The 19,018-nt window shown below is 73.1% G+C and carries 15 protein-coding genes; 7 read left to right on the forward strand and 8 right to left on the reverse strand.

Features of this window, described 5'->3' with window-relative positions:
- The first annotated feature begins 632 nt into the window (after nucleotides 1-632).
- Nucleotides 633-1,370: a transglycosylase SLT domain-containing protein gene (locus ACFTWP_RS37580; protein ID WP_380269608.1), complete on the forward strand. Its 738-nt coding sequence runs from the start codon at nucleotides 633-635 to the stop codon at nucleotides 1,368-1,370.
- Between the two features lie 556 nt (nucleotides 1,371-1,926).
- Nucleotides 1,927-3,312: an AI-2E family transporter gene (locus ACFTWP_RS37585; RefSeq protein WP_380269609.1), complete on the forward strand. Its 1,386-nt coding sequence runs from the start codon at nucleotides 1,927-1,929 to the stop codon at nucleotides 3,310-3,312.
- A gap of 159 nt (nucleotides 3,313-3,471) precedes the next feature.
- Here the strand turns inward: ACFTWP_RS37585 and ACFTWP_RS37590 are convergent, their stop codons facing one another.
- A complete protein-coding gene (locus ACFTWP_RS37590) occupies nucleotides 3,472-4,014 on the reverse strand; it encodes an alkyl hydroperoxide reductase (RefSeq protein WP_380269611.1) in 543 nt (180 codons plus the stop codon).
- Nucleotides 4,015-4,017: 3 nt separating this feature from the next.
- Nucleotides 4,018-4,569, reverse strand: a complete 552-nt coding sequence (locus tag ACFTWP_RS37595) for a peroxiredoxin (RefSeq protein ID WP_380269612.1) — start codon at nucleotides 4,567-4,569, stop codon at nucleotides 4,018-4,020.
- Nucleotides 4,570-4,768: 199 nt separating this feature from the next.
- On the opposite strand from ACFTWP_RS37595, the gene ACFTWP_RS37600 reads away from it, so the two are divergent.
- A complete protein-coding gene (locus tag ACFTWP_RS37600; protein ID WP_380269613.1) occupies nucleotides 4,769-5,761 on the forward strand; it encodes a LysR substrate-binding domain-containing protein in 993 nt (330 codons plus the stop codon).
- A gap of 103 nt (nucleotides 5,762-5,864) precedes the next feature.
- On the opposite strand, the gene ACFTWP_RS37605 is transcribed toward ACFTWP_RS37600, so the two are convergent.
- From ACFTWP_RS37605 to ACFTWP_RS37615, 3 genes are all read right to left on the reverse strand, one after another.
- Nucleotides 5,865-7,715, reverse strand: coding sequence for a SpoIIE family protein phosphatase (locus tag ACFTWP_RS37605; RefSeq protein ID WP_380269614.1), 1,851 nt, complete (start codon nucleotides 7,713-7,715; stop codon nucleotides 5,865-5,867).
- An 80-nt stretch (nucleotides 7,716-7,795) separates the two neighbouring features.
- The gene (locus ACFTWP_RS37610; RefSeq protein WP_380269616.1) at nucleotides 7,796-8,704 is read right to left on the reverse strand and encodes a methyltransferase domain-containing protein; all 909 of its coding nucleotides are present in this window, start codon (nucleotides 8,702-8,704) and stop codon (nucleotides 7,796-7,798) included.
- Between the two features lie 531 nt (nucleotides 8,705-9,235).
- Nucleotides 9,236-12,217 (reverse strand): BTAD domain-containing putative transcriptional regulator, encoded by a 2,982-nt coding sequence (locus ACFTWP_RS37615; protein ID WP_380269617.1) that lies wholly within the window; start codon nucleotides 12,215-12,217, stop codon nucleotides 9,236-9,238.
- Nucleotides 12,218-12,429: 212 nt separating this feature from the next.
- On the opposite strand from ACFTWP_RS37615, the gene ACFTWP_RS37620 reads away from it, so the two are divergent.
- Complete coding sequence (locus ACFTWP_RS37620) at nucleotides 12,430-12,696, forward strand: hypothetical protein (RefSeq protein WP_380269618.1); 267 nt, start codon at nucleotides 12,430-12,432, stop codon at nucleotides 12,694-12,696.
- Between the two features lie 151 nt (nucleotides 12,697-12,847).
- On the opposite strand, the gene ACFTWP_RS37625 is transcribed toward ACFTWP_RS37620, so the two are convergent.
- On the reverse strand, nucleotides 12,848-14,512 hold the full coding sequence (locus ACFTWP_RS37625; protein WP_380269619.1) for a fumarate hydratase: 1,665 nt from the start codon (nucleotides 14,510-14,512) through the stop codon (nucleotides 12,848-12,850).
- Between the two features lie 224 nt (nucleotides 14,513-14,736).
- On the opposite strand from ACFTWP_RS37625, the gene ACFTWP_RS37630 reads away from it, so the two are divergent.
- Nucleotides 14,737-15,417 carry a DUF1707 domain-containing protein gene (locus ACFTWP_RS37630; RefSeq protein ID WP_380269647.1) on the forward strand — a complete coding sequence of 227 codons (681 nt, stop codon included), beginning with the start codon at nucleotides 14,737-14,739 and terminating at the stop codon, nucleotides 15,415-15,417.
- 316 nt (nucleotides 15,418-15,733) lie between these two features.
- On the forward strand, nucleotides 15,734-16,120 hold the full coding sequence (locus ACFTWP_RS37635; protein ID WP_380269620.1) for a WhiB family transcriptional regulator: 387 nt from the start codon (nucleotides 15,734-15,736) through the stop codon (nucleotides 16,118-16,120).
- Between the two features lie 279 nt (nucleotides 16,121-16,399).
- On the opposite strand, the gene glpX is transcribed toward ACFTWP_RS37635, so the two are convergent.
- On the reverse strand, nucleotides 16,400-17,455 hold the full coding sequence (gene glpX / locus ACFTWP_RS37640; RefSeq protein ID WP_380269621.1) for a class II fructose-bisphosphatase: 1,056 nt from the start codon (nucleotides 17,453-17,455) through the stop codon (nucleotides 16,400-16,402).
- 214 nt (nucleotides 17,456-17,669) lie between these two features.
- Between glpX and ACFTWP_RS37645 the strand changes: the two genes are divergently transcribed.
- Complete coding sequence (locus ACFTWP_RS37645) at nucleotides 17,670-18,203, forward strand: DUF4245 domain-containing protein (RefSeq protein ID WP_380269622.1); 534 nt, start codon at nucleotides 17,670-17,672, stop codon at nucleotides 18,201-18,203.
- A 124-nt stretch (nucleotides 18,204-18,327) separates the two neighbouring features.
- Here ACFTWP_RS37645 and ACFTWP_RS37650 read toward each other — a convergent pair whose 3' ends face one another.
- On the reverse strand, nucleotides 18,328-18,939 hold the full coding sequence (locus ACFTWP_RS37650) for a malonic semialdehyde reductase (protein WP_380269623.1): 612 nt from the start codon (nucleotides 18,937-18,939) through the stop codon (nucleotides 18,328-18,330).
- Nucleotides 18,940-19,018 lie beyond the last annotated feature (79 nt).

Raw genomic sequence — 19,018 nt, forward strand, 5'->3', positions numbered from 1 at the left:
TGGAGAAGCTGAAGGGCCATCCGCTGTTCGCCCACATCACCCTCACCCGCTCCGAGCGCTCCCCCATCGCCGCCCTGGTCACCGAGATGCTGGAGGACATCCAGCCGTAGTCCGGCGCCGCCGGTCCGGGGCCGCTCCGGCCTCGGACCGGTACGGGAGGCTTCCGGCGCCGCTCGGGGGCAAATCGGATATAACGGGTCATAAGTAGTCAATTCCCTGCGTGGAGCCCGCCCTTGAGAGGGCGGGCTCCACGTTTGTCATCACATCCGACCGCTCGCTGTCCGCCGAACGGCGAAATCTCTCGCCTCCGAGGATTGTGAGATGCGCCACGCAGACGGGAATTGCGCCGGAGATGCCCGGTGCGGCATGGTGAGGTTCCTGTCAGGCCCCGCGTACGGCACGACAGGGCCCCTTAGCCCGGGTCCGCGTCACCCAGACGGTGACGATGTGTGCGAGATGCCCGCCAACTCCGGTCGGTGGGAGGACAACTGAAAACCTGAGCCGTACGCCGCCCGATCCACACGCCCTGCCGACTCGTCTCGGCCGGGCGCCGGGCCAGTACCTCCCGTGACCAGCATCAGCGGAGGCCAGTGCCAAGGGGCATGTTGCGCCCGCACGGTCACGCGTGGGCGATGCTGGAAGGAAACCATGTGACTCGGATCTCGGTCCGGGGAGTTGCCGTGGCCTCCGCAACCGTCGTCACCGCTGTCGGTGCCGTCGCGGGTGTGGCCTCGGGCAGCGAGGGCAAGGCCGTGCAGACGGTCGATGTCGCAGGCGCGACGCTGCTTGCCGACATCCCCGCAGGCGCCCAGGCGCAGACCATAAGCGACAACTTCAGCAGCCAGGCCTCCGCGCAGCAGGCTTCGGCCGACGCCGCCGCGAAGAAGGCGGCGGAGGAGGCGGCGCGCCAGAAGGCCGCCGCCGACGCCCAGGCCAAGGCCGACGCGGAGAAGGCCGCCGCACAGGCCGCCCAGGCCGCCGAGGAGAAGCGCAAGGCCGACGAGGCCGCTGCGAACCGCTCCAAGGCGCGCTCGGCGATGGCCGCGGTCGAGAGCTCGGCCCCGCCGGTCTCGGTCAGCCCCGGTTCGGTGCAGGAGCTCGCGCAGCAGATCATCGGCGACGACGCACAGTTCCAGTGCTTCAGCCAGATCGTGAAGCGCGAGAGCGGCTGGAACTACACGGCCACCAACGCCAGCTCCGGCGCCTACGGCCTGGTCCAGGCACTGCCCGGCTCCAAGATGGCCTCGGCCGGTGCCGACTGGCGGACCAACCCCGCGACCCAGATCAAGTGGGGTCTCGGTTACATGAACAGCCGCTACGGCAGCCCCTGTGGCGCCTGGTCGTTCTGGCAGTCGCACCACTGGTACTAGGCCTCCCCCGGGAACGCCCGTACCGACGGCCGGCGGCCGAGCACCGCCACCGGCCCGCTCCGGCACGCATGACAGGGCCCCCGACCGTACGGTCGGGGGCCCTGTGCCGTCCCGGCGCTCCATGGTGCTGAACCTCCGCCGACGGGCCGCGCCGCCCGGCTGCGCTGACCAGTGCGCGCGGACGGTGCGGTCCTGGGTGCGGACGCGGGGCGCGGGAAGGGGTCCTGGTTGCTTCCCGCACCGGCCGGTCCGCCGACGGTTGGCCCGACGGGCACTCCACCCCCGGCTGGGCCGCGGGCTCGGGGAGTGCTCCTTCGTTCGGGTACCTCCCCGGCCCCCGGGTGCCTGAAACCACCCTTTCCGACAGGTTTGTGACGATTCTCCCCGGCGATCACCACCGAGCCGGGCCCGCCAACCCACCGACCCCCCGGACTCACCCGGCGCCGGGCGGGTAGCGTCTTCACCGACGGCCGTGGCGATACCCACGGCGTACCGCCGGGGACGGCGGTCCGGCGGGGAGCGGCGGTAGGACGAGATGGCACGGGGCGGAAAAGCGTTGAAGGCAGCGGCCGCCGGGCTGGCGTTGGTCGCCCGGGTCGCCGCCGGGATCGAACGGCGCCGACGCGCCGCGATCGCCGCCGAGCCGGACCGGCCGGCCGCCGCCCCGGTCGACCCGGCCGTGCACGAGGAGCAGATCCCGGCGCCCCGCCGCGCCGAGGCCCCGCCCGCCGAGCCGGCGCCCTACCGGCCCACGCACGGCGCCTTCGGCCGCGAGGTGCACCCCGGCCGCCCCGCCACCCCGGCGGAGGCCGTCCCGTGGGGCCTGCGGGTGGCCGCCGAGTCCACCTGGCGACTGCTGCTGCTGGGCGCCGCCCTGTACGTGCTCTTCCGCGTGGTCGACATGCTGCGCCTGGTCGCCTTCGCCGTCCTCGCCTCGCTGCTGATCTCCGCACTGCTGGAGCCCACCGTCTCCTGGCTGCGCCGGCACGGGGTGCCCCGCTCGCTGGCCGCCGCCGGAACCTTCCTGAGCGGCCTGGCCGGCATCGGGCTGGTCGGCTGGTTCGTGGTCTGGCAGGTGAGCACCAACCTCCCCTCGGTCACCGTCCGGGTGCAGGACGGCGTCGACAAGCTGCGGGACTGGATGGTCACCGGGCCGCTGCACCTGACCCAGCAGCAGATCAACGACTTCGCGAAGCAGATCACCACCGCGATCAACGCGAACTCCGAGCAGATCACCTCCGCCGGCATCACCGGCGCGCAGATCGCCGTCGAGGTGCTGACGGCGATGCTGCTGGCCTTCTTCACCACCTTCTTCCTGCTCTACGACGGCGAGAAGATCTGGAACTGGGTGCTGCGCGGCCTGCCCCGGCACTCGCGCTACGCGATGGCCGGTGCCGGCCCCAAGGCCTGGGCGACGCTCACCGCGTACGTCCGGGGCACGGTCTGCGTCGCCTTCATCGACGCCGTCTGCATCGGGATCGGCATCGAACTGCTGGGTGTCCCGCTGGCCCTGCCGCTGGCCGTGATCATCTTCCTGGGCGCGTTCGTCCCGCTGGTCGGCGCCCTGGTCACCGGGACCATCGCGGTCCTGATCGCGGCGGTCACCGAGGGCCCGTTCACCGCCTCGATGGTGCTGGTGGTGCTGGTGTCGGTGCAGCAGATCGAGGGCCACATCCTGCAGCCGCTGATCCTCGGCCGCGCCGTCCGGGTGCATCCGCTCGGCGTGGTGCTCGGGGTGGCCGCCGGCTCCATCGTGGGCGGGATCGGCGGAGCGATCGTCGCCGTCCCGCTGATCGCCGTCACCAACACCGTGGTCACCCACCTGCGCCGGCGCAACGAGGCGGGCCAGGAGGTCTTCGTCGCGCTGGAGGCCGCCCGGGAGGCCGCGGCCGCCCGGACGGCGGACGAACCGGCCGCGGCCGGCCCGGCGGTGGCCGGCTAGGGTCGATCCGCCGGACAGGCCGCCGGGGCCCGAGCGCGGGCCTGAACGCGGTGAGGGCGAGGGTCCGGGCGGGGTGCGCGGACGGGCGGGGACGGGCACCGGGTACGCCGAAGGGCCCGCCGGTGCGGCGGGCCCTTCGGGTGGTGCACCGGCGGTGCGTCAGACGGTGACGTCCGCGAGCACGGCCTCGGAGTCGAGGGTCGCGGCGACGCCCTGCAGGACGGCGGCGATCTTGATCGAGGCCTGGACGACCTCGCGCTCCACGCCGGCCTTGCGCAGCACGGCCTCGTGGGAGTCCAGGCACTGGCCGCAGCCGTTGATCGCGGAGACCGCGAAGCACCACAGCTCGAAGTCGGCCTTCTCGACGCCCGGGGTGCCGATGAGGTTCATCCGCAGGCCGGCCCGCATGCTGCTGTACTCCTTGTCGGAGAGCAGGTGCAGCGTCCGGTAGTAGACGTTGTTCATCCCCATGACCGCGGCCGCGCCCTTGGCGGCGTTGTACGCCGCCGGGGTCAGGTTGGCCTTGGCCTCGGGCTCCAGCTCGCGCAGCACGGCGGGGCTGCGGGTGGCCATGGCGCAGGCCAGCACCGTGCCCCAGAGCTGCTGGGCCGGCAGGTCGGAGTTGCCTATGACCGCGCTCAGGTTGAGCTTGAGGTCCTTGGCGTACTCGGGCAGGGCGGCCTTCAGTTCGTCGAGGGCCATGGGTCAGCCCGCCAGCAGCTGGTCGGCGTCCAGGGTGGCCTCGCCCTTGTTCCAGTTGCACGGGCACAGCTCGTCGGTCTGCAGGGCGTCCAGCACCCGCAGGACCTCCTTGGGGTTACGGCCGACGGAGCCGGCGGTCACCATGACGAACTGGATCTCGTTGTTCGGGTCCACGATGAACACCGCGCGCTGGGCGGTGCCGTCCGCGCCCTCGACGCCGCAGGCCCGCATGAGGTCGTGCTTGACGTCGGCCAGCATCGGGAACGGCAGGTCGCGCAGGTCCTTGTGGTCCTTGCGCCAGGCGTGGTGCACGAACTCGGAGTCACCGGAGACGCCGAGGATCTGGGCGTCGCGGTCGGCGAACTCCTCGTTCAGCTTGCCGAACGCGGCGATCTCGGTCGGGCAGACGAAGGTGAAGTCCATCGGCCAGAAGAAGACGATCTTCCACTTGCCCTCGTAGGTCTTGTGGTTGATCTCGGCGAAGGCGTTCGCGGCGTCGAGGTCGACGCAGGCGTTGAGTTCGAACTCGGGGAACTTGTCACCGATCGTGAGCACGTTCGCTTCTCCTGGGTGTGAGATGTGAGGGTATCTGCCCGTATTGCCTATGATTCGACAGATTCCGGACGTGATCCACAGTGACACGACGGGCACTGATCGCGGAAATAGCTAGACTCGATTCATCTGATCGGAGAGAGCTATCAATACCCAGCAACCCAAGCCCCGTCCGGATCGCGCGCGCAAACCCGACGGAGCTGTGGTGAGCGCCACAGCTCCCGGGGGTTCGCGGGGACCTCGGACACCCACGGTCGCCCAGCTCAGGGCCTTCACGGCGGTGGCCGAGCACCGCCACTTCCGGGACGCCGCGGCGGCCACCGGCACCAGCCAGCCGGCGCTCTCCGGCGCGGTCGCCGCGCTGGAGGAGTCCCTCGGCGCCCAGCTGGTGGAGCGGACGACCCGCAAGGTCATCATCACCCCCCTGGGGGAGCGCGTTCTCGATCATGCGCGCCGAGTGCTGTCCTCGCTGCACGCCCTCACCGAGGAGGTCGAGGCGGCCCGCCGCCCGTTCACCGGGCCGCTGCACCTCGGCGTCATCCCCACCGTCGCGCCCTACCTGCTGCCCGCCCTGCTGCGACTGGTCCGCACCAGCTACCCCGACCTCGAACTGCACGTCCACGAGGAGCGCACGCCCTCGCTGCTGGACGGACTCGCGGCCGGCCGGCTGGACGTCCTGCTGCTCGCGCTGCCCTCCGGCGGCGGCTCGCCCACCCGCGACATCCCGCTCTTCGACGAGGACTTCGTCCTGGTCACCCCGCCCGAGCACCCGCTGGCCGGGCGTACCGACGTCCCGCGCGACGTCCTGCTCGACCTCGACGTGCTGCTGCTGGAGGAGGGCCACTGCCTGCGCGACCAGGCCCTGGACATCTGCCGGGAGGTCGGCGCCGACCACCCGCAGGGCGGCAGCACCCGGGCCGCCGGGCTCTCCACCCTGGTCCAGCTGGTGGCCGGCGGCCTCGGCGTCACGCTGCTGCCGATCACGGCCCTGGACGTGGAGGCCGGCCGTACTGACCGGCTCGCCGCCGTCCGCTTCGCCCAGCCGGCCCCGGGCCGCCGGATCGGGCTCGCCACCCGGCCCGGCTCGGCCCGCAGCGCCGAGTACGACCGTTTCGCGGCCACCCTGCGCGACGCCCTGCGCGGGCTCCCGGTCCGGATCGTGGAGGGCGAGGAGCCGGGCCCGGCGGCCGGCTGACGGGCCCGGGCCTTCCGGGCCGTCCCGCCTCCCCGGCCGTCCGGTCGGGCGGCGGTGGGCGGCGGATACCGGCCGATACGGGGGCGGACGGGATCCGGTCGCCTCAGCTCAGCCGCTGCTCGAACCAGACGACCTTGCCGGTGCCCAGCCGGGTCGCCCCCCAGCGGTCCGCGCACCTGGCCACTATCTGCAGTCCCCGTCCGCGCTCGTCGTCCGGGGCGGCCCGGCGCCGGCGGGGGAGCAGCGGGCTGTCGTCGCCGACCTCGCAGCGCAGCCGGGAGGTCCGCACCAGGCTGAGCGTCACCGGCCGGGTGGCGTGCTGCACGGCGTTGGTGACCAGTTCGCTGACCATCAGCTCGGTCGACTCGGTGAGGTGCTCCAGCCCCCAGCGCCGCAGGGTGTGCGCGGCGAGCCGGCGGGCCCGGCCGGGGGTCTCGTGCCGGGGTTGCAGGTACCAGTGCGCCACGTCCTCGGCCGGGATGCCGTCGAAGGAGGCCGCGAGCAGCGCGATGTCGTCACCGCGGTCGCCCGGCGGCAGGATCCGCAGGGCGTCCTGGCAGAGGTGTTCGGGCGAGTGGCGGTGCGAGGCGGCGAGGCGGGCCCGCAGGAGCTCCAGTCCGGTGCTGATCGGGCGGCGGCGGGTCTCCACCAGCCCGTCGGTGAAGAGCAGCAGCGCGGAGCCGGGCGGCGCGGGCAGTTCGACCGAGGCGAAGTCGACGCCGCCGACCCCGATCGGAGCGCCGGAGGGCAGGTCCAGCAGCTCCGCCCGGCCGTCCGGCTGGACCATCACCGGTGGGACGTGGCCGGCGTTGGCCAGCACCACCCGGTTGGCGATCGGGTCGTAGACCGCGTACACGCAGGTGGCCAGGTGCTGTTCGCGGCCCAGCCGCTGGGCCTGCTCGTCGAGGTGGTAGAGCACCTCGTGCGGGGGCAGGTCGAGGGCCGCCAGGGTCTGCGCGCTGGTCCGCAGCTGGCCCATGATGGCGGCCGAGGTGAGCGAGTGGCCCATCACGTCGCCGACGATCAGCGCCACCCGGTTGCCGGGCAGCGGCACCGCGTCGTACCAGTCGCCGCCGACCTGTGCGCCGCGTTCACCCGGGAGGTAGCGGTGCGCCAGCCGGACGCCGTGCGGCTGCGGGAGGTGCGTGGGCAGCATGCTCCGCTGCAGCTCGTCGGCGATCTCCCACTCGCGGGAGTAGCGCAGCGCGGTGTCGACGGCGAGGCCGGCCTGGGTGGCGAGGTGGGAGGCGGTCGCGGTGTCGGCGGTGTCGAACCGGCCGGTCGCGGTGGCGTCCGCGGTCGCGGTGGGGTGGTCGCTGGTGCGGTCGCCGGCGTCGCCGGTGGCCTCGGACGGAGCTCCGGCGCCCTTGGCGGGACGGCGGATCAGCACCAGCAGGCCGAGCACCGCCTGGCGGCCGCGCAGCGGCAGGGCCAGCACGGAGGTGCCGGCGCCGAGCCGTCCGAGCGTCCGGGCGCCGTACAGCTCCCGGAGCAGCGGGCGGATCCCGGCGTCGCCGCGGGTGCCGAGCACGGCCGGTCCGACCGGGGCGGGGCCGAGCAGCGCCCGGGCGAGGGCGCCGTCCGGAGCCACGGCCGTGCCGGTGTCGACCCCCGCCCGGCGGCCGAGCCGGGTGCCGTGGCTGTGGTGGATGCGCAGGTGGGTGGGGTGGCCCGGATCGCGCTCGACGTCGGGGAGCGGCTCGCGCAGGTGGACGACGGCGGCGTCGGCGAGGGCCGGCACCAGGACCCGGCAGAGGTTGCGCAGGGTGGTGGCGAGGTCCAGGGCGCTGTTGATGCGCCGGGTGGCGGCGTCCAGGTAGGCGAGGCGTTCGGCGACCCGCCAGGTCGGGATGCCGGCCTCCTCGGGGGCGTCCGGGTCGCCGGCCGGGGGCGGCCGCCGTTGCGGGGGAACGGCAGGTGGCTGCCCGGTGTCGGGCTTGAGCTGGTCGCGCACGGCTGCCTGTCCTGGGGGAGTAGGAGGGGAGGGATCGGGTCTCGTGGCGGCGCCGGCCGGGTGCGGTGGCCGGCGCCGGCTCAGCCGACGCGCCGACAGCGCAGGAACAGCTGTTCCTCCGGGGGCAGCGAGGTGCTCGCCGGTGCGTACGGCAGCCCGAACTGCTCCTCGACGGCGAATCCCGCCTCGGTGAGCACCCGTTCGAGGTCCTCGCGCAGGTAGCCGGTGATTCTCAGCGTGGTGCCGAGGAACGGCAGTGCGACGTGGTCGAGGTCGGCCTCCACCATGCCCAGGGCCAGCAGCCCCCCGGGGCGCAGCAGCCGGCGGATCCGCCGCAGGACGGTCGGGACCTCGGCCTGCGGCAGCAGGATCAGCGAGAAGAAGGCCGTGGCCGCCGCGAACCGGCCGGCTCCCCGCGGCCCCAGCTCCGGTACGTCCCAGGCGGCGCCGGCCCGGTCCGTCCCCAGGTCGTACATGTCGATCCGGTGGTAGCGGGCCTCGGGCACGGCGCGGCGGGCCAGTTCCAGCATCCCGTCCGACAGGTCGACGCCGGTGACCCGCAGGCCGCCGGCCACCAGCCGGCCGACGGTCGGCTCACCCGTCCCGCAGCCCACGTCCAGTACTTCGGCGCCCGGCTCCAGCTCGCCCAGCAGCCACTCCCCGCAGGCCAGCTGGCCGCCCTTGGCCGGGAAGGCCTCGCCGTAGCCGGCCCCGATGCCGTCGAACGCGATGGCCTGCAGGGCCCGTTCGCCGCGGCGGCGGAGCTCCCGGACGGCGTCGGTCACCGGGGCGGTGGCGCGGGTGCCGGGGCCCGCCGGTACCCGCGAGGGGTCGGTGGGCGCATCGGTGGGCGGCGTTTCGAGCGAGGTGTCGATCGAGGTGTCGAGCGGCTGTGCGGTGGTCGGTGCGGTGGCGGCCGGGGCTGCGGCGGGCAGGGTGGTGGCCGACGCGTCGGCGGGCGTCTGGTCGGAGATCTGTCCGGTCGTCACGATTGAGAGGCACCCTTCCACCCTGGCCGCCGGTCGGCAGTACGAGGCCGGGTGCCGCCTTCGCCGGCACCGTACTTCCTCGCCGGCCTGGTGCCGGTGGCGGTCCGTCACGCTCCCCGCGTCACTCCGTGCCGTCGGGCCGGCCCGGGTACCCCTGGTCGGCCCTGCCGGCGCGCTCCCGACTGCCTGTTGTATGCACTGGTTCTTGAGAATATGCGTGATCACTACGCCGTGGGGTCCCTTTTTGGCCAACTCGCGCCCATCGGGCCGATCCGGCCGGGCCTGCGGCAGCGTGCAGGAGCAGTGCGGGTGGTGCGCGGCCCGGCGCACGCCGCACGGTGTCGCCGACCACCGGCTCCCACCTGTGGTTTCCCGCGACGGTACGGCGTTTATCGAACGTCAATCGACGCGGTGCACAGTGGACCCAGCGCCGGGGAAGCGTCGACGGTGTTCCCGCAGCCGGGGGGCTGCGGGGACACCGCACACGCGACCGGGGGGCAGGCCCTCCCGTCGGGGGACGGGGGCGGAGGGCTACGGCGCCGGGGGAGAGGAAGGCTCGGTGTGCTGTTGCTGTCGGGAGATGAGGTCCAGCACGGGGGAGGCCTCGGGCACACCGAGCCGCGTGAAGATCACGTGCGCCTCCTGGAGGCACGCCAACCCACGGGCGGGCTGCGCCAGTTGGAGCAGTGCCTCGCCGAGGGCGGCGTTGGCCAGGCCCTGGCAGTAGGCGGCGTCCATCTCCTTGGCGATGGCGAGGGACTCCTCGGCCGCCTCGGCGGCGGACGGCGCCTGGAGGTCGGCGAGCAGGCTGCTCGCCAACCGGGTGAGGGTGTACGCCTCCCGCAGCCGGTTCTGCTGGGACCGGTACAGCTGGTGGGCCTCGCGTAGGTGGGTCACCGCCCCGGTCGGGGAGCCGGTGGCGGACAGCACGATGCCCAGCTGGTAGAGGGTGTCGGCGAGGCACGGCCCGTTGTCGCAGCCACGCGCGGTCGCCACCGCCTCCTGCGCCGAGACGATCGCCGACTCGCTCTGCCCGACGTCGAGTTGGGCGCGGGCGATGTTGCCGAGCAGCCGGGCCACGCCGTTCGGGGCGCCGATCACCCGGCTGATCGCGAGTGCCTGCTCGAAGAACGGCAGCGCCTCGGCCGAGCGGTCGGCGATGCTCAGGATCGTGCCCAGGGTGTTGGTGACCATGGAGCGCAGCATGGTGACGTCCTGCGCCCCCTGGAGCTCCAGGCTCCGGCGGAGCGAGAGCTCGGCCTTCTGGAACTCACCGGTGACGTGGTGCAGGGTGCCCAGGGCGAAGTGGATCCGGGCGAGGGCGCTCGCGTCGCCGGACTCCTCCGCGTTCGCCGCGGCGGTCTCCAGGATGCTCCGCACCCGGGGGCCGTGGGTCGGGTCCTCCACCATGCTGTCCAGCACGATCAGCAGGTCCACCGCCGGCCGCAGCAGTTCGGAGGGGCCGTGCACGGCGGCCTCGACCGAACTGAGCAGCAGCGCCACCTCCGTCCGCAGCCAGGACTGGGCGTCCGTGCTGGTCGCCATCCGCAGTCCGGTCGAACCGAGGGAGTTCAGCGGTTCGGGCAGCTGCTCGTCGGGTTCGATGGCCTGCGCGGCGTTGCGCATGGTCGGCAGCAGCAGGTCCAGCAGCCGCAGTACGGCGGCGCGTTGCTCCGCCGTGTCCGCGAGCTTCTCGTTCTGGCGCTGGGCGTAGAGCCGCAGCAGGTCGTGGTAGCGGTAGCGGCCGGGCGCGAAGCATTCGAGCATGTTGGCCTCGACCAGTGACTCGGCGAGCTGCTCCGCCTGGTCCTCGTCGGTGTCGAGCAGCGCGGCGACGGCCCGCAGCGGCAGGTCCGGCGAGTCGATCAGGGAGAGCAGCCGAAAGGCCCGCGCCTCGACGGGACGCAGCTGGCCGTACCCGAGCCCGATGGTGGTCTCGACCGCGAGGTTGCCCATCTGCAGTTCGTCGAGCCGCTTGCGCTGGTCCGCTAACCGGCGGGCCAGGTCGGAGACGCTCCAGCGGGGCCGGCTCGCCAGCCGGGCGGCGGCGATCCGCACCGCCAGGGGGAGCAGGCCGCAGGCGGTCACCACGGCCAGCGCGGCCTCCGGCTCGGCGGCGACGCGCTGTTCGCCGACGATGGCGGAGAACAGCGCCAGCGCCTCCTGCGGGCTCAGCTCCTCGACGTCGACCAGGTGCGCGCCGGGGATGCCGGCCAGCCGTGACCGGCTGGTGGCGAGGACGGCGCAGCCGGAGACTCCCGGGATCAGCGGGAGCAGCTGGGAGGCGTCCTTGGCGTTGTCCAGGAGGATGAGCATCCGTCGGCTCGCGAGCAACGAGCGGTAGAGGGCGGCGCGTTGTTCCAGGGAGTCGGGGGCGTCGGTGACCCCCAGGGTGTGCAGGAAGTCGCCGAGCACGACCGCCGGGTCGGCCGGCGAGGCGCCCGCGCCGCGCAGGTCCACGTAGAGCTGGCCGTCGGGGAAGTCGGTGCGGACGCTGTGCGCGACGTGCACGGCCAGCGTGGTCTTGCCCACCCCGCCGATGCCGGCGAGCGACGTGACCACGACCGCCTGGCCGGTGGCGTTCTGCAGGACCGAGCGCAGCTCGCCGACCAGGGCGGCGCGCCCGCTGAAGTCGGATACGTCGGCGGGGAGTTGGGCGGGGGGTGAGGCGGGAGGCGCGGTGTCGTCCCGGTTCGGGGCGGGCGCCGCCGCCGGGGGCCGGACGAGTTCGGGGTCGGCGGCGAGGATCCGGGAGTGCATCGCGGACAGCCCGGCGCCGGGCTCCACCCCGAGCTCCTCGATCAGGAGCTTGCGGGTGTCCGCGTACACGCCCAGGGACTCGGCCTGCCGCCCGCAGCGGTAGAGCGCGAGCATCAGGAGCTCCCGCAGCCGCTCCCGCAGGGGGTGTTCGGCCGTCAGCGAGCTGAGCTCCGAGACGACCTCGGTGTGCAGGCCGATCCCGAGGGCGGCCGCGCAGCGCTCCTCCCAGACCGTGACGTGGCGCTCCGCCAGGCGCAGCCGCTGCGAGTCGGCGTAGGGCCCGGGCACGCCGGCGAGCGGGCGCCCCGACCACAGGGAGAGGGCGGAGACCAGGTGGCGGTGGGCGCCGTGCGGATCCCCCGCGCTGCGGGCGGCGGCCGCCTCGGCGGACCTGGCGTCGAAGACGGAGAGGTCCAGCGCCTCCTCGGGGATGCGCAGTGCGTAGCCGTCCTGGACCGACACCAGCACCTCGGCCGGCGCGCGCACCTCGCGGCCGGGCTCGATGACGGTGCGCAGGCGCGAGACGTAGGTGCGCAGCGCCGCCACGGCCTGCGGCGGCGGCCGGTCGCCCCAGAGCCCGTCCACCAGGTCCTGGGTGGTGACCGGTCGACCCTGGTGGAGCAGCAGCGCGCAGAGCACGGCCTGTTGTTGGGGTGACCCGAGAGCGAGCGCACGGCCCTCACGCCACGCCTGGACCGGGCCGAGCACCTGGAAGCGCAACGCAGGTGAGTGCGGCGATTCCCGAAGCTCCATGAGTCCCCCGATGACCTGTGGTGGTGTCCCGCGCGGGGCGCTCGACGGTCCGCAGTGACGGCGACGACTTGGGCGGAAGGCTGCAACTGCCGGAGAGGAGCGCGGAGGGCGGGAAGTTTATAGGACGTTTAACGATCCCTACGATACTGTCCGGGCGCCCCGGCCGAACCGGCCGGGCTTGAAATGACCTGACGACCCGAGAGGTACCGGCCATGGCCAACAACGAGACTGAGACAGCTGCGACAGCTGAGCTGTCGTCGGGCGACAAGGCATCCCAGCAGACGACGCCGGAGACCGTGCCGGCCGCCCTGGCGGGTGCCGCCGAGGGCACCGACGGGACGGAGTACGCGGCCCCCACCGCCGAGCAGGAGGCCGGCCTGGTCGGTGACCTCTTCGGCGGCGAGGGCGTCGACGAGACCGAGGCGAAGCCGGGGGACACCACCCGTGAGCCGCTCGGCGTCATCGTGAGCCGTCCGTAACCGCACCCGCCGACGCGCGCCGCTCGGAGCCCACGCACCGCCCCGGCCCACCGGGGGCGAACGGACGCGTGCTCCCGCGGCCCCTCGCGGACGACACCGCCGTACCGGCCTTCGACGGGCCGGTGCGGCGGTGTCCGCGTCCGCGCCGCCGCTACTCCTTCGAGCGCACCCGCAGGCTGGTGATCAGCGGGCCCTCGGTGGTCTCGCGGAAGAAGTCGTTGCCCTTGTCGTCGACCACGACGAAGGCGGGGAAGTCCACGACCTCGATCCGCCAGACGGCCTCCATGCCCAGCTCTGCGTACTCCAGGACCTCGACCTTCTTGATGCAGTCCTGGGCGAGGCGGGCGGCGGGGCCGCCGATGGAGCCGAGGTAGAAGCCGCCGTGCCTGGCGCAGGCGTCCGTCACCTGCTTGGAGCGGTTGCCCTTGGCGAGCATGACCATCGAGCCGCCGGCGGCCTGGAACTGGTCGACGTAGCTGTCCATCCGGCCGGCCGTGGTGGGGCCGAAGGAGCCGGAGGCGAAGCCCTCGGGGGTCTTGGCCGGGCCGGCGTAGTAGACCGGGTGGTCCTGGAGGTACTTGGGCATCCCCTCGCCGGCGTCCAGCCGCTCCTTGATCTTGGCGTGCGCGATGTCGCGGGCGACGACGAGCGTGCCGGTGAGCGAGAGGCGGGTCTTCACCGGGTACTTGGAGAGCTCGTTGCGGATGGCGGACATCGGCTGGTCGAGGTCGATCCGCACCACGTCGTCGTCGAGGTGGTCGTCCGTGGTGTCCGGCAGGTACGTGGCCGGGTCGGTCTCCAGCTGCTCCAGGAAGACGCCCTCGGCGGTGATCTTGCCGAGCGCCTGGCGGTCGGCGGAGCAGGAGACGGCCATCGCGACGGGCAGCGAGGCGCCGTGCCGCGGGAGGCGGATGACGCGGACGTCGTGGCAGAAGTACTTGCCGCCGAACTGGGCGCCGATGCCGATCTTCTGGGTGAGCTCGGTGACCTTCGCCTCCAGCTCCAGGTCGCGGAAGCCGTGGCCGCTCGCGGAGCCGGTGGTGGGCAGCTCGTCCAGGTAGTGCGCGGAGGCGTACTTGGCGGTCTTCAGCGCGAACTCGGCGCTGGTGCCGCCGACCACGATCGCCAGGTGGTACGGCGGGCAGGCCGCGGTGCCGAGCGAACGGATCTTCTGCTCCAGGAAGTTCAGCATCGAGGCCTCGTTGAGGATGGCCTTGGTCTCCTGGTACAGGTACGACTTGTTGGCGCTGCCGCCGCCCTTCGCCATGAACAGGAACTTGTACGCGTCGCCGTCGGTGGCGTACAGCTCGATCTGGGCGGGCAGGTTGCTGCCGGTGTTCTTCTCGTCCCACATGGTCAGCGGGGCCATCTGCGAGTACCGCAGGTTGAGCTTGGTGTACGCGTCGAAGACGCCGCCGGCGATGGCGGCCTCGTCACGGCCCTCGGTCAGGACGTTCTGGCCGCGCTTGCCCATGACGATCGCGGTGCCGGTGTCCTGGCACATCGGCAGGATGCCGCCGGCCGAGATGTTGACGTTCTTCAGCAGGTCCAGGGCGACGAAGCGGTCGTTGGGGCTCGCCTCCGGGTCGTCCAGGATGCGGCGCAGCTGGGCGAGGTGCGCGGGGCGCAGGTAGTGCGAGATGTCGTGCATCGCCTCGGCGGTGAGCAGCCGCAGGGCCTCCGGCTCGACCTTGAGGAAGCGGCGGCCGCCGGCCTCGAAGGTGGAGACGCCCTCGGAGGTGATCTTGCGGTAGGGGGTGGGGTCCGCACCGAGGGGGAGCAGGTCGGTGTAGTCGAACTCTGGCGTGGGAGCCATGGGGGCGGTCCTTAGGGTGATCCGGCTGCGGCGGCGAAGCACCCTCAAGGGTAGGCGGCGGGCGAACAGCGCACGCGCACAGGTCCGCCTGCGTGACCGGAGTCACGCGAAAGCGGGGGAACTGTCGTTCGGGGCCGGCCCCCGGTGACTAGTCTTTCCCCGTGGACAACTCGCCGTCGCAGGACGACCAGCCGCAGGACGACCAGGGGCGGACGCCCGTACCCATGACCAAGCCGGAGCCCGCCCGCCCGCCCGCGCGGACCGACATCTCGGCCCCCGTCGCGGAGGCGGACCTGCGGGCCTCGGACGCCGACCGCGAGCGGGTCGCCGACCTGCTCCGGGACGCCTACGCGGAGGGGCGGCTCAACGTCGACGAGCACGCCGAGCGGATCGAGGCCGCCTACGCGGCCAGGACGCTGGGCGAGCTGGCACCGCTGACCCGGGACCTGCCGGCGCACCGCTCGATCTCCTTCGAGAAGCCCCCGGTCGGCGCCGGCGGGCCGGCGCCGCTGCCGCCGGCCCGCCAGGAGTCGCCCAGCATGGTGGCGATCTTCGGCGGCGCCTCCCGCCGGGGCCGCTGGCGGGTCGGTTCGCACCTGCGCGCGGTCGCGGTGTTCGGCGGGGTCGAGATCGACCTGACGGACGCGGTCTTCGAGTCGCCCGAGGTGGTGATCGAGGTGATCGCGGTGTTCGGCGGGGTCGAGATCAAGGTGCCGGAGAACGTCAGCCTGCACGGCGGCGGCGTGGGCATCTTCGGCGGCTTCGACGTGAAGGAGCAGACCGCGGCCGACCCGTACGCGCCGGTGGTGCGGGTCAGGGGTACGGCGGTGTTCGGCGGCTGCGAGGCCAAACCGCGCAAGGGCAAGAAGCTCAAGGAGTGGGTGCGCAAGCAGCTCGGCACCTGAGCCGGGACGGGCGGGAGAGGAACGGCCGGGCGGTCGGGGGCGGTCGCGGGCGGCGGTCGCCGGACGGCTCGCGCCCGCCGTTCGGCACTCTCCGTCAACTCCTCTACGGGCACTCGGCGTTGCCCCGAGTGCACTCCGTAGCCGGTTGCGTGCGGTGTGCATGAATCCGGATGGGGCGGGGTAGTTCCTCTCGCACATCGCTTCTTGTACGGCTGCGACACCGGAGGCGGCTTGGGCCGGCCCGGGGGTGTGGCACGGGGCAGCCGGGCAGGGACGCGAGCCCATCCCCGAGTCCCAGCCCCGTCAGGAGTACGCCGTGCTGCATTCGATCGAGTCCCGCCCCGTCCGTCCCGTCGTCGCCGCGCCGCAGCCCGCGCCGACACCGTCGCCCGCGCACGACGAGGACAATCCCTGGCACACGGGCGCCGCCTGCTGCCGGGACGAGGCGGGGCTGTTCTTCGCGCCGTCCAAGGAGCCGACGGCGGCCCGGCTGGCCCGCGAGGAGCAGGCCAAGCGGGTCTGCGCCCGCTGCCCGGTACTGCTGGAGTGCCGCGAGCACGCGCTGGCCCAGCCGGAGCCCTACGGGGTGTGGGGCGGGCTGACCGCCGCCGAGCGCCGCGTGGTGCTGGCCCGCCGGCGCCGCCGGGACGTGGAGCTCCGCGAGGCCGCCCGGGTTCCCGCCGCGCGCCGGATAGCGGGCTGAACGCGACCGCCCGGCGGGTCCGGGCCAGGGGGCGTACGGCTCGGGCTGCGCGGCCGCGGGGCCGGGCCGGACGGACCCGAAGACCGGTGCACAGACGGCGGCGGCCTCGGCGGAGGGGGATTCCGCCGAGGCCGCTGTTCACTGTCCGTCACGGCTGACCGATCGCCGTGTCACCCCGACGGTGGCCCGCCGTGGCGTGTCCGGCAGGGCCGGTGAGCCGGGGCGCCGTACGCCGTCGGATCCCGGCGCACGTCCTGCCGATCCGACCGGTCGCCCGGTTCAGTTCGCGCGGTCGAAGTCGATCGCGCTGTACGCCCGCAGCTTCGAGAGCTTGTGGGTGGAGTGGATCTCCCGGATGGTGCCGCTCTTGGAGCGCATCACCAGCGAGCTGGTGGTGGCGGTCTCCTGGCGGTAGTGCACCCCGCGCAGCAGTTCGCCGTCGGTGATGCCGGTCGCCACGAAGAACACGTTCTCGCCGCTGACCAGGTCGTTGGTGGTGAGCACCCGGTCCAGGTCGTGCCCGGCGTCGATGGCCTTCTGCCGCTCGGCGTCGTCCTTGGGCCAGAGCCGGCCCTGGATGACGCCGCCCATGCACTTCATCGCGCAGGCCGCGATGATGCCCTCGGGGGTGCCGCCGATGCCCAGCAGCAGGTCGACGCCGGTGCCCTCGCGGGCGGTCATGATGGCGCCGGCCACGTCGCCGTCCGAGATGAACTTGATCCGGGCGCCGGCCTCGCGGACCTGGCGGACCAAGTCGTCGTGGCGCGGGCGGTCCAGGATCATCACGGTGACGTCCTCGACGGCGCTGCCCTTGGCCTTGGCGACCCGGCGGATGTTGACGGCCGGCGGCGCGGTGATGTCGACGAACTCGGCGGCCTCGGGGCCGGCCACGAGCTTGTCCATGTAGAAGACGGCGCTCGGGTCGAACATGGTGCCGCGGTCGGCGACGGCCAGGACGGCGACGGCGTTGGCCATGCCCTTGGCGGTCAGCGTGGTGCCGTCGACCGGGTCGACGGCGACGTCGCACTCGGCGCCGGTGCCGTCGCCGACCCGCTCGCCGTTGTAGAGCATCGGGGCCTCGTCCTTCTCGCCCTCCCCGATGACGACGATGCCGTTCATCGAGACGGTGGAGACGAGGGTGCGCATGGCCTTGACCGCGGCGCCGTCGGCGCCGTTCTTGTCGCCCCGGCCGACCCAGCGGCCAGCGGCCATCGCGGCGGCCTCCGTGACCCGGACGAGTTCGAGTGCGAGGTTGCGGTCGGGGGCCTCGGGGGCCACCTCGAGGGACTGCGGGAGGGTGTTCGGGAAGTTGCTGTGTACCGCGTGCGTGGTCATCGTCGATACCTCTCTGTACGCGACGGCCGGTAAGCGCCCGACTACTGCCCGGTCGAACGCCGTGGTGAGGGTGCTGCGATCGTATCTTCCTGTCGGAGCACTGTCTGTGGCGCGGGTCCCCGCTGCGCGCGGTCCGGGTCGGTATGTCCCCGTTCACCCGTTCGCGGGTACCCCGGGTGTGGGGCTCCCGGGCGCGATGGGTCACCATGTGGGAATGGCAGGCAACAGCAGCATGAGGGGCCGGCAGACGGTACGGGACATGGTCCTGTCGATGCTGGCCATCGGTGGCGTGGTCGCGGTCGGATACGCGTTCATGCCGCACTCCGAGGGCGACGGCGTGCACGCGGTGGAGTACCGCGCGGCGGCGGCCTCCGCCAAGCGGGACGCGCCGTTCCCGCTGCTGTCCCCCGAGGGGCTCCCGGAGAAGTGGAAGGCCACCTCGGTCGAGTACCGGGACGCGACCCGCGCCGGCAACGACGGCCACCACACCTGGCACCTGGGCTTCGTGACCCCGTCGGGCCAGTACGCGGCCGTCGAGCAGAGCGACGCGCCCCGGGCGGACGTCCTGGCGGCGAACGTGGCCGGCGGCTCGACGGACGGCAGCACGACGGTCGACGGCACGAGCTGGGAGCGAGTGCGCGGCACCAAGGCCCGCGCCCTGGCGGTGCAGAGCGGTACGGCGACCACGCTGGTCACCGGTACGGCCTCGTACGAGGAGCTCGCGGTGCTGGCCGACGCGCTGAAGTGAGCCCCCGCGGCCCCGGCGGCGCCCCGCCCGGGCGGCCCGGTGCGGCGGGCGGGCACGCGAGAGGACCCCGAGCCGTCGGCTCGGGGTCCTCTTCGACGTCCGCGGCCCCCTGGGCGGGCGGGGATCAGACGGTGGTGACGACCTCGTCGTAGGCGAGGCGCGGGGAGCGCGGGAACCAGGCGTCCTCGGCCGGCTTGCCGATGTTGACGACGGCCAGCACCGAGTGGTCGCCGTCGGCGAAGAACTCCTTGTTCAGGCCGTCGGCGTCGTAGCCGGTCATCGGGCCGGCGGAGAAGCCGGCCGCGCGCACGCCGATGATGAAGTAGGCGGCCTGCAGGGCGCCGTTGAGCTGCGCGGAGGACTCGCGCACCGGGCGCTCGGAGAAGAACATGTCCTTCGCCTGCGGGAAGTGCGGCAGCTGCGACGGCAGCTCCTCGTGGAACTCGTTGTCGGCGGCCAGGATGGCGACCAGCGGGGCGCTCGCGGTCTTCGGCTTGTTGCCGTCGGCCATGTGCTTGACGAGGCGCTCGCGGCCCTCGGCCGAGCGGACCAGGACGATGCGCAGCGGCTGCTGGTTGAAGGCCGTCGGGCCGTACTTCACCAGGTCGTAGACGGCCTGGATCTGCTCGTCGCTGACCGGCTCGTCGGTGAAGGTGTTGGCCGTGCGGGCCTCACGGAAGAGGAGGTCCTGGGCGGCGGCGTCGAGCACCAGGGCGTCGTTGGCGGCAGTCGTCATCGTTGTGCACCTCATACTGGGCTTTTTGGGGGGTCGGCCGGGGAGCCGATCACCTGATGACAACATGGGTGAACATTCA

It is taken from the genome of Kitasatospora sp. NPDC057015 (assembly GCF_042673745.1).
In the GTDB taxonomy this organism is placed as follows: domain Bacteria; phylum Actinomycetota; class Actinomycetes; order Streptomycetales; family Streptomycetaceae; genus Kitasatospora.

What these genes read in the sequence shown, in the direction of transcription:
- ACFTWP_RS37580 (WP_380269608.1), top strand. Translation starts at nt 633, where the DNA reads ATGCTGGAAGGAAACCATGTGACTCGGATCTCGGTCCGGGGAGTTGCC.
- ACFTWP_RS37590 (WP_380269611.1), bottom strand. Translation starts at nt 4,014, where the DNA reads ATGGCCCTCGACGAACTGAAGGCCGCCCTGCCCGAGTACGCCAAGGAC.
- ACFTWP_RS37615 (WP_380269617.1), bottom strand. Translation starts at nt 12,217, where the DNA reads ATGGAGCTTCGGGAATCGCCGCACTCACCTGCGTTGCGCTTCCAGGTG.
- ACFTWP_RS37620 (WP_380269618.1), top strand. Translation starts at nt 12,430, where the DNA reads ATGGCCAACAACGAGACTGAGACAGCTGCGACAGCTGAGCTGTCGTCG.
- ACFTWP_RS37625 (WP_380269619.1), bottom strand. Translation starts at nt 14,512, where the DNA reads ATGGCTCCCACGCCAGAGTTCGACTACACCGACCTGCTCCCCCTCGGT.
- ACFTWP_RS37630 (WP_380269647.1), top strand. Translation starts at nt 14,737, where the DNA reads ATGACCAAGCCGGAGCCCGCCCGCCCGCCCGCGCGGACCGACATCTCG.
- glpX (WP_380269621.1), bottom strand. Translation starts at nt 17,455, where the DNA reads ATGACCACGCACGCGGTACACAGCAACTTCCCGAACACCCTCCCGCAG.
- ACFTWP_RS37645 (WP_380269622.1), top strand. Translation starts at nt 17,670, where the DNA reads ATGGCAGGCAACAGCAGCATGAGGGGCCGGCAGACGGTACGGGACATG.
- ACFTWP_RS37650 (WP_380269623.1), bottom strand. Translation starts at nt 18,939, where the DNA reads ATGACGACTGCCGCCAACGACGCCCTGGTGCTCGACGCCGCCGCCCAG.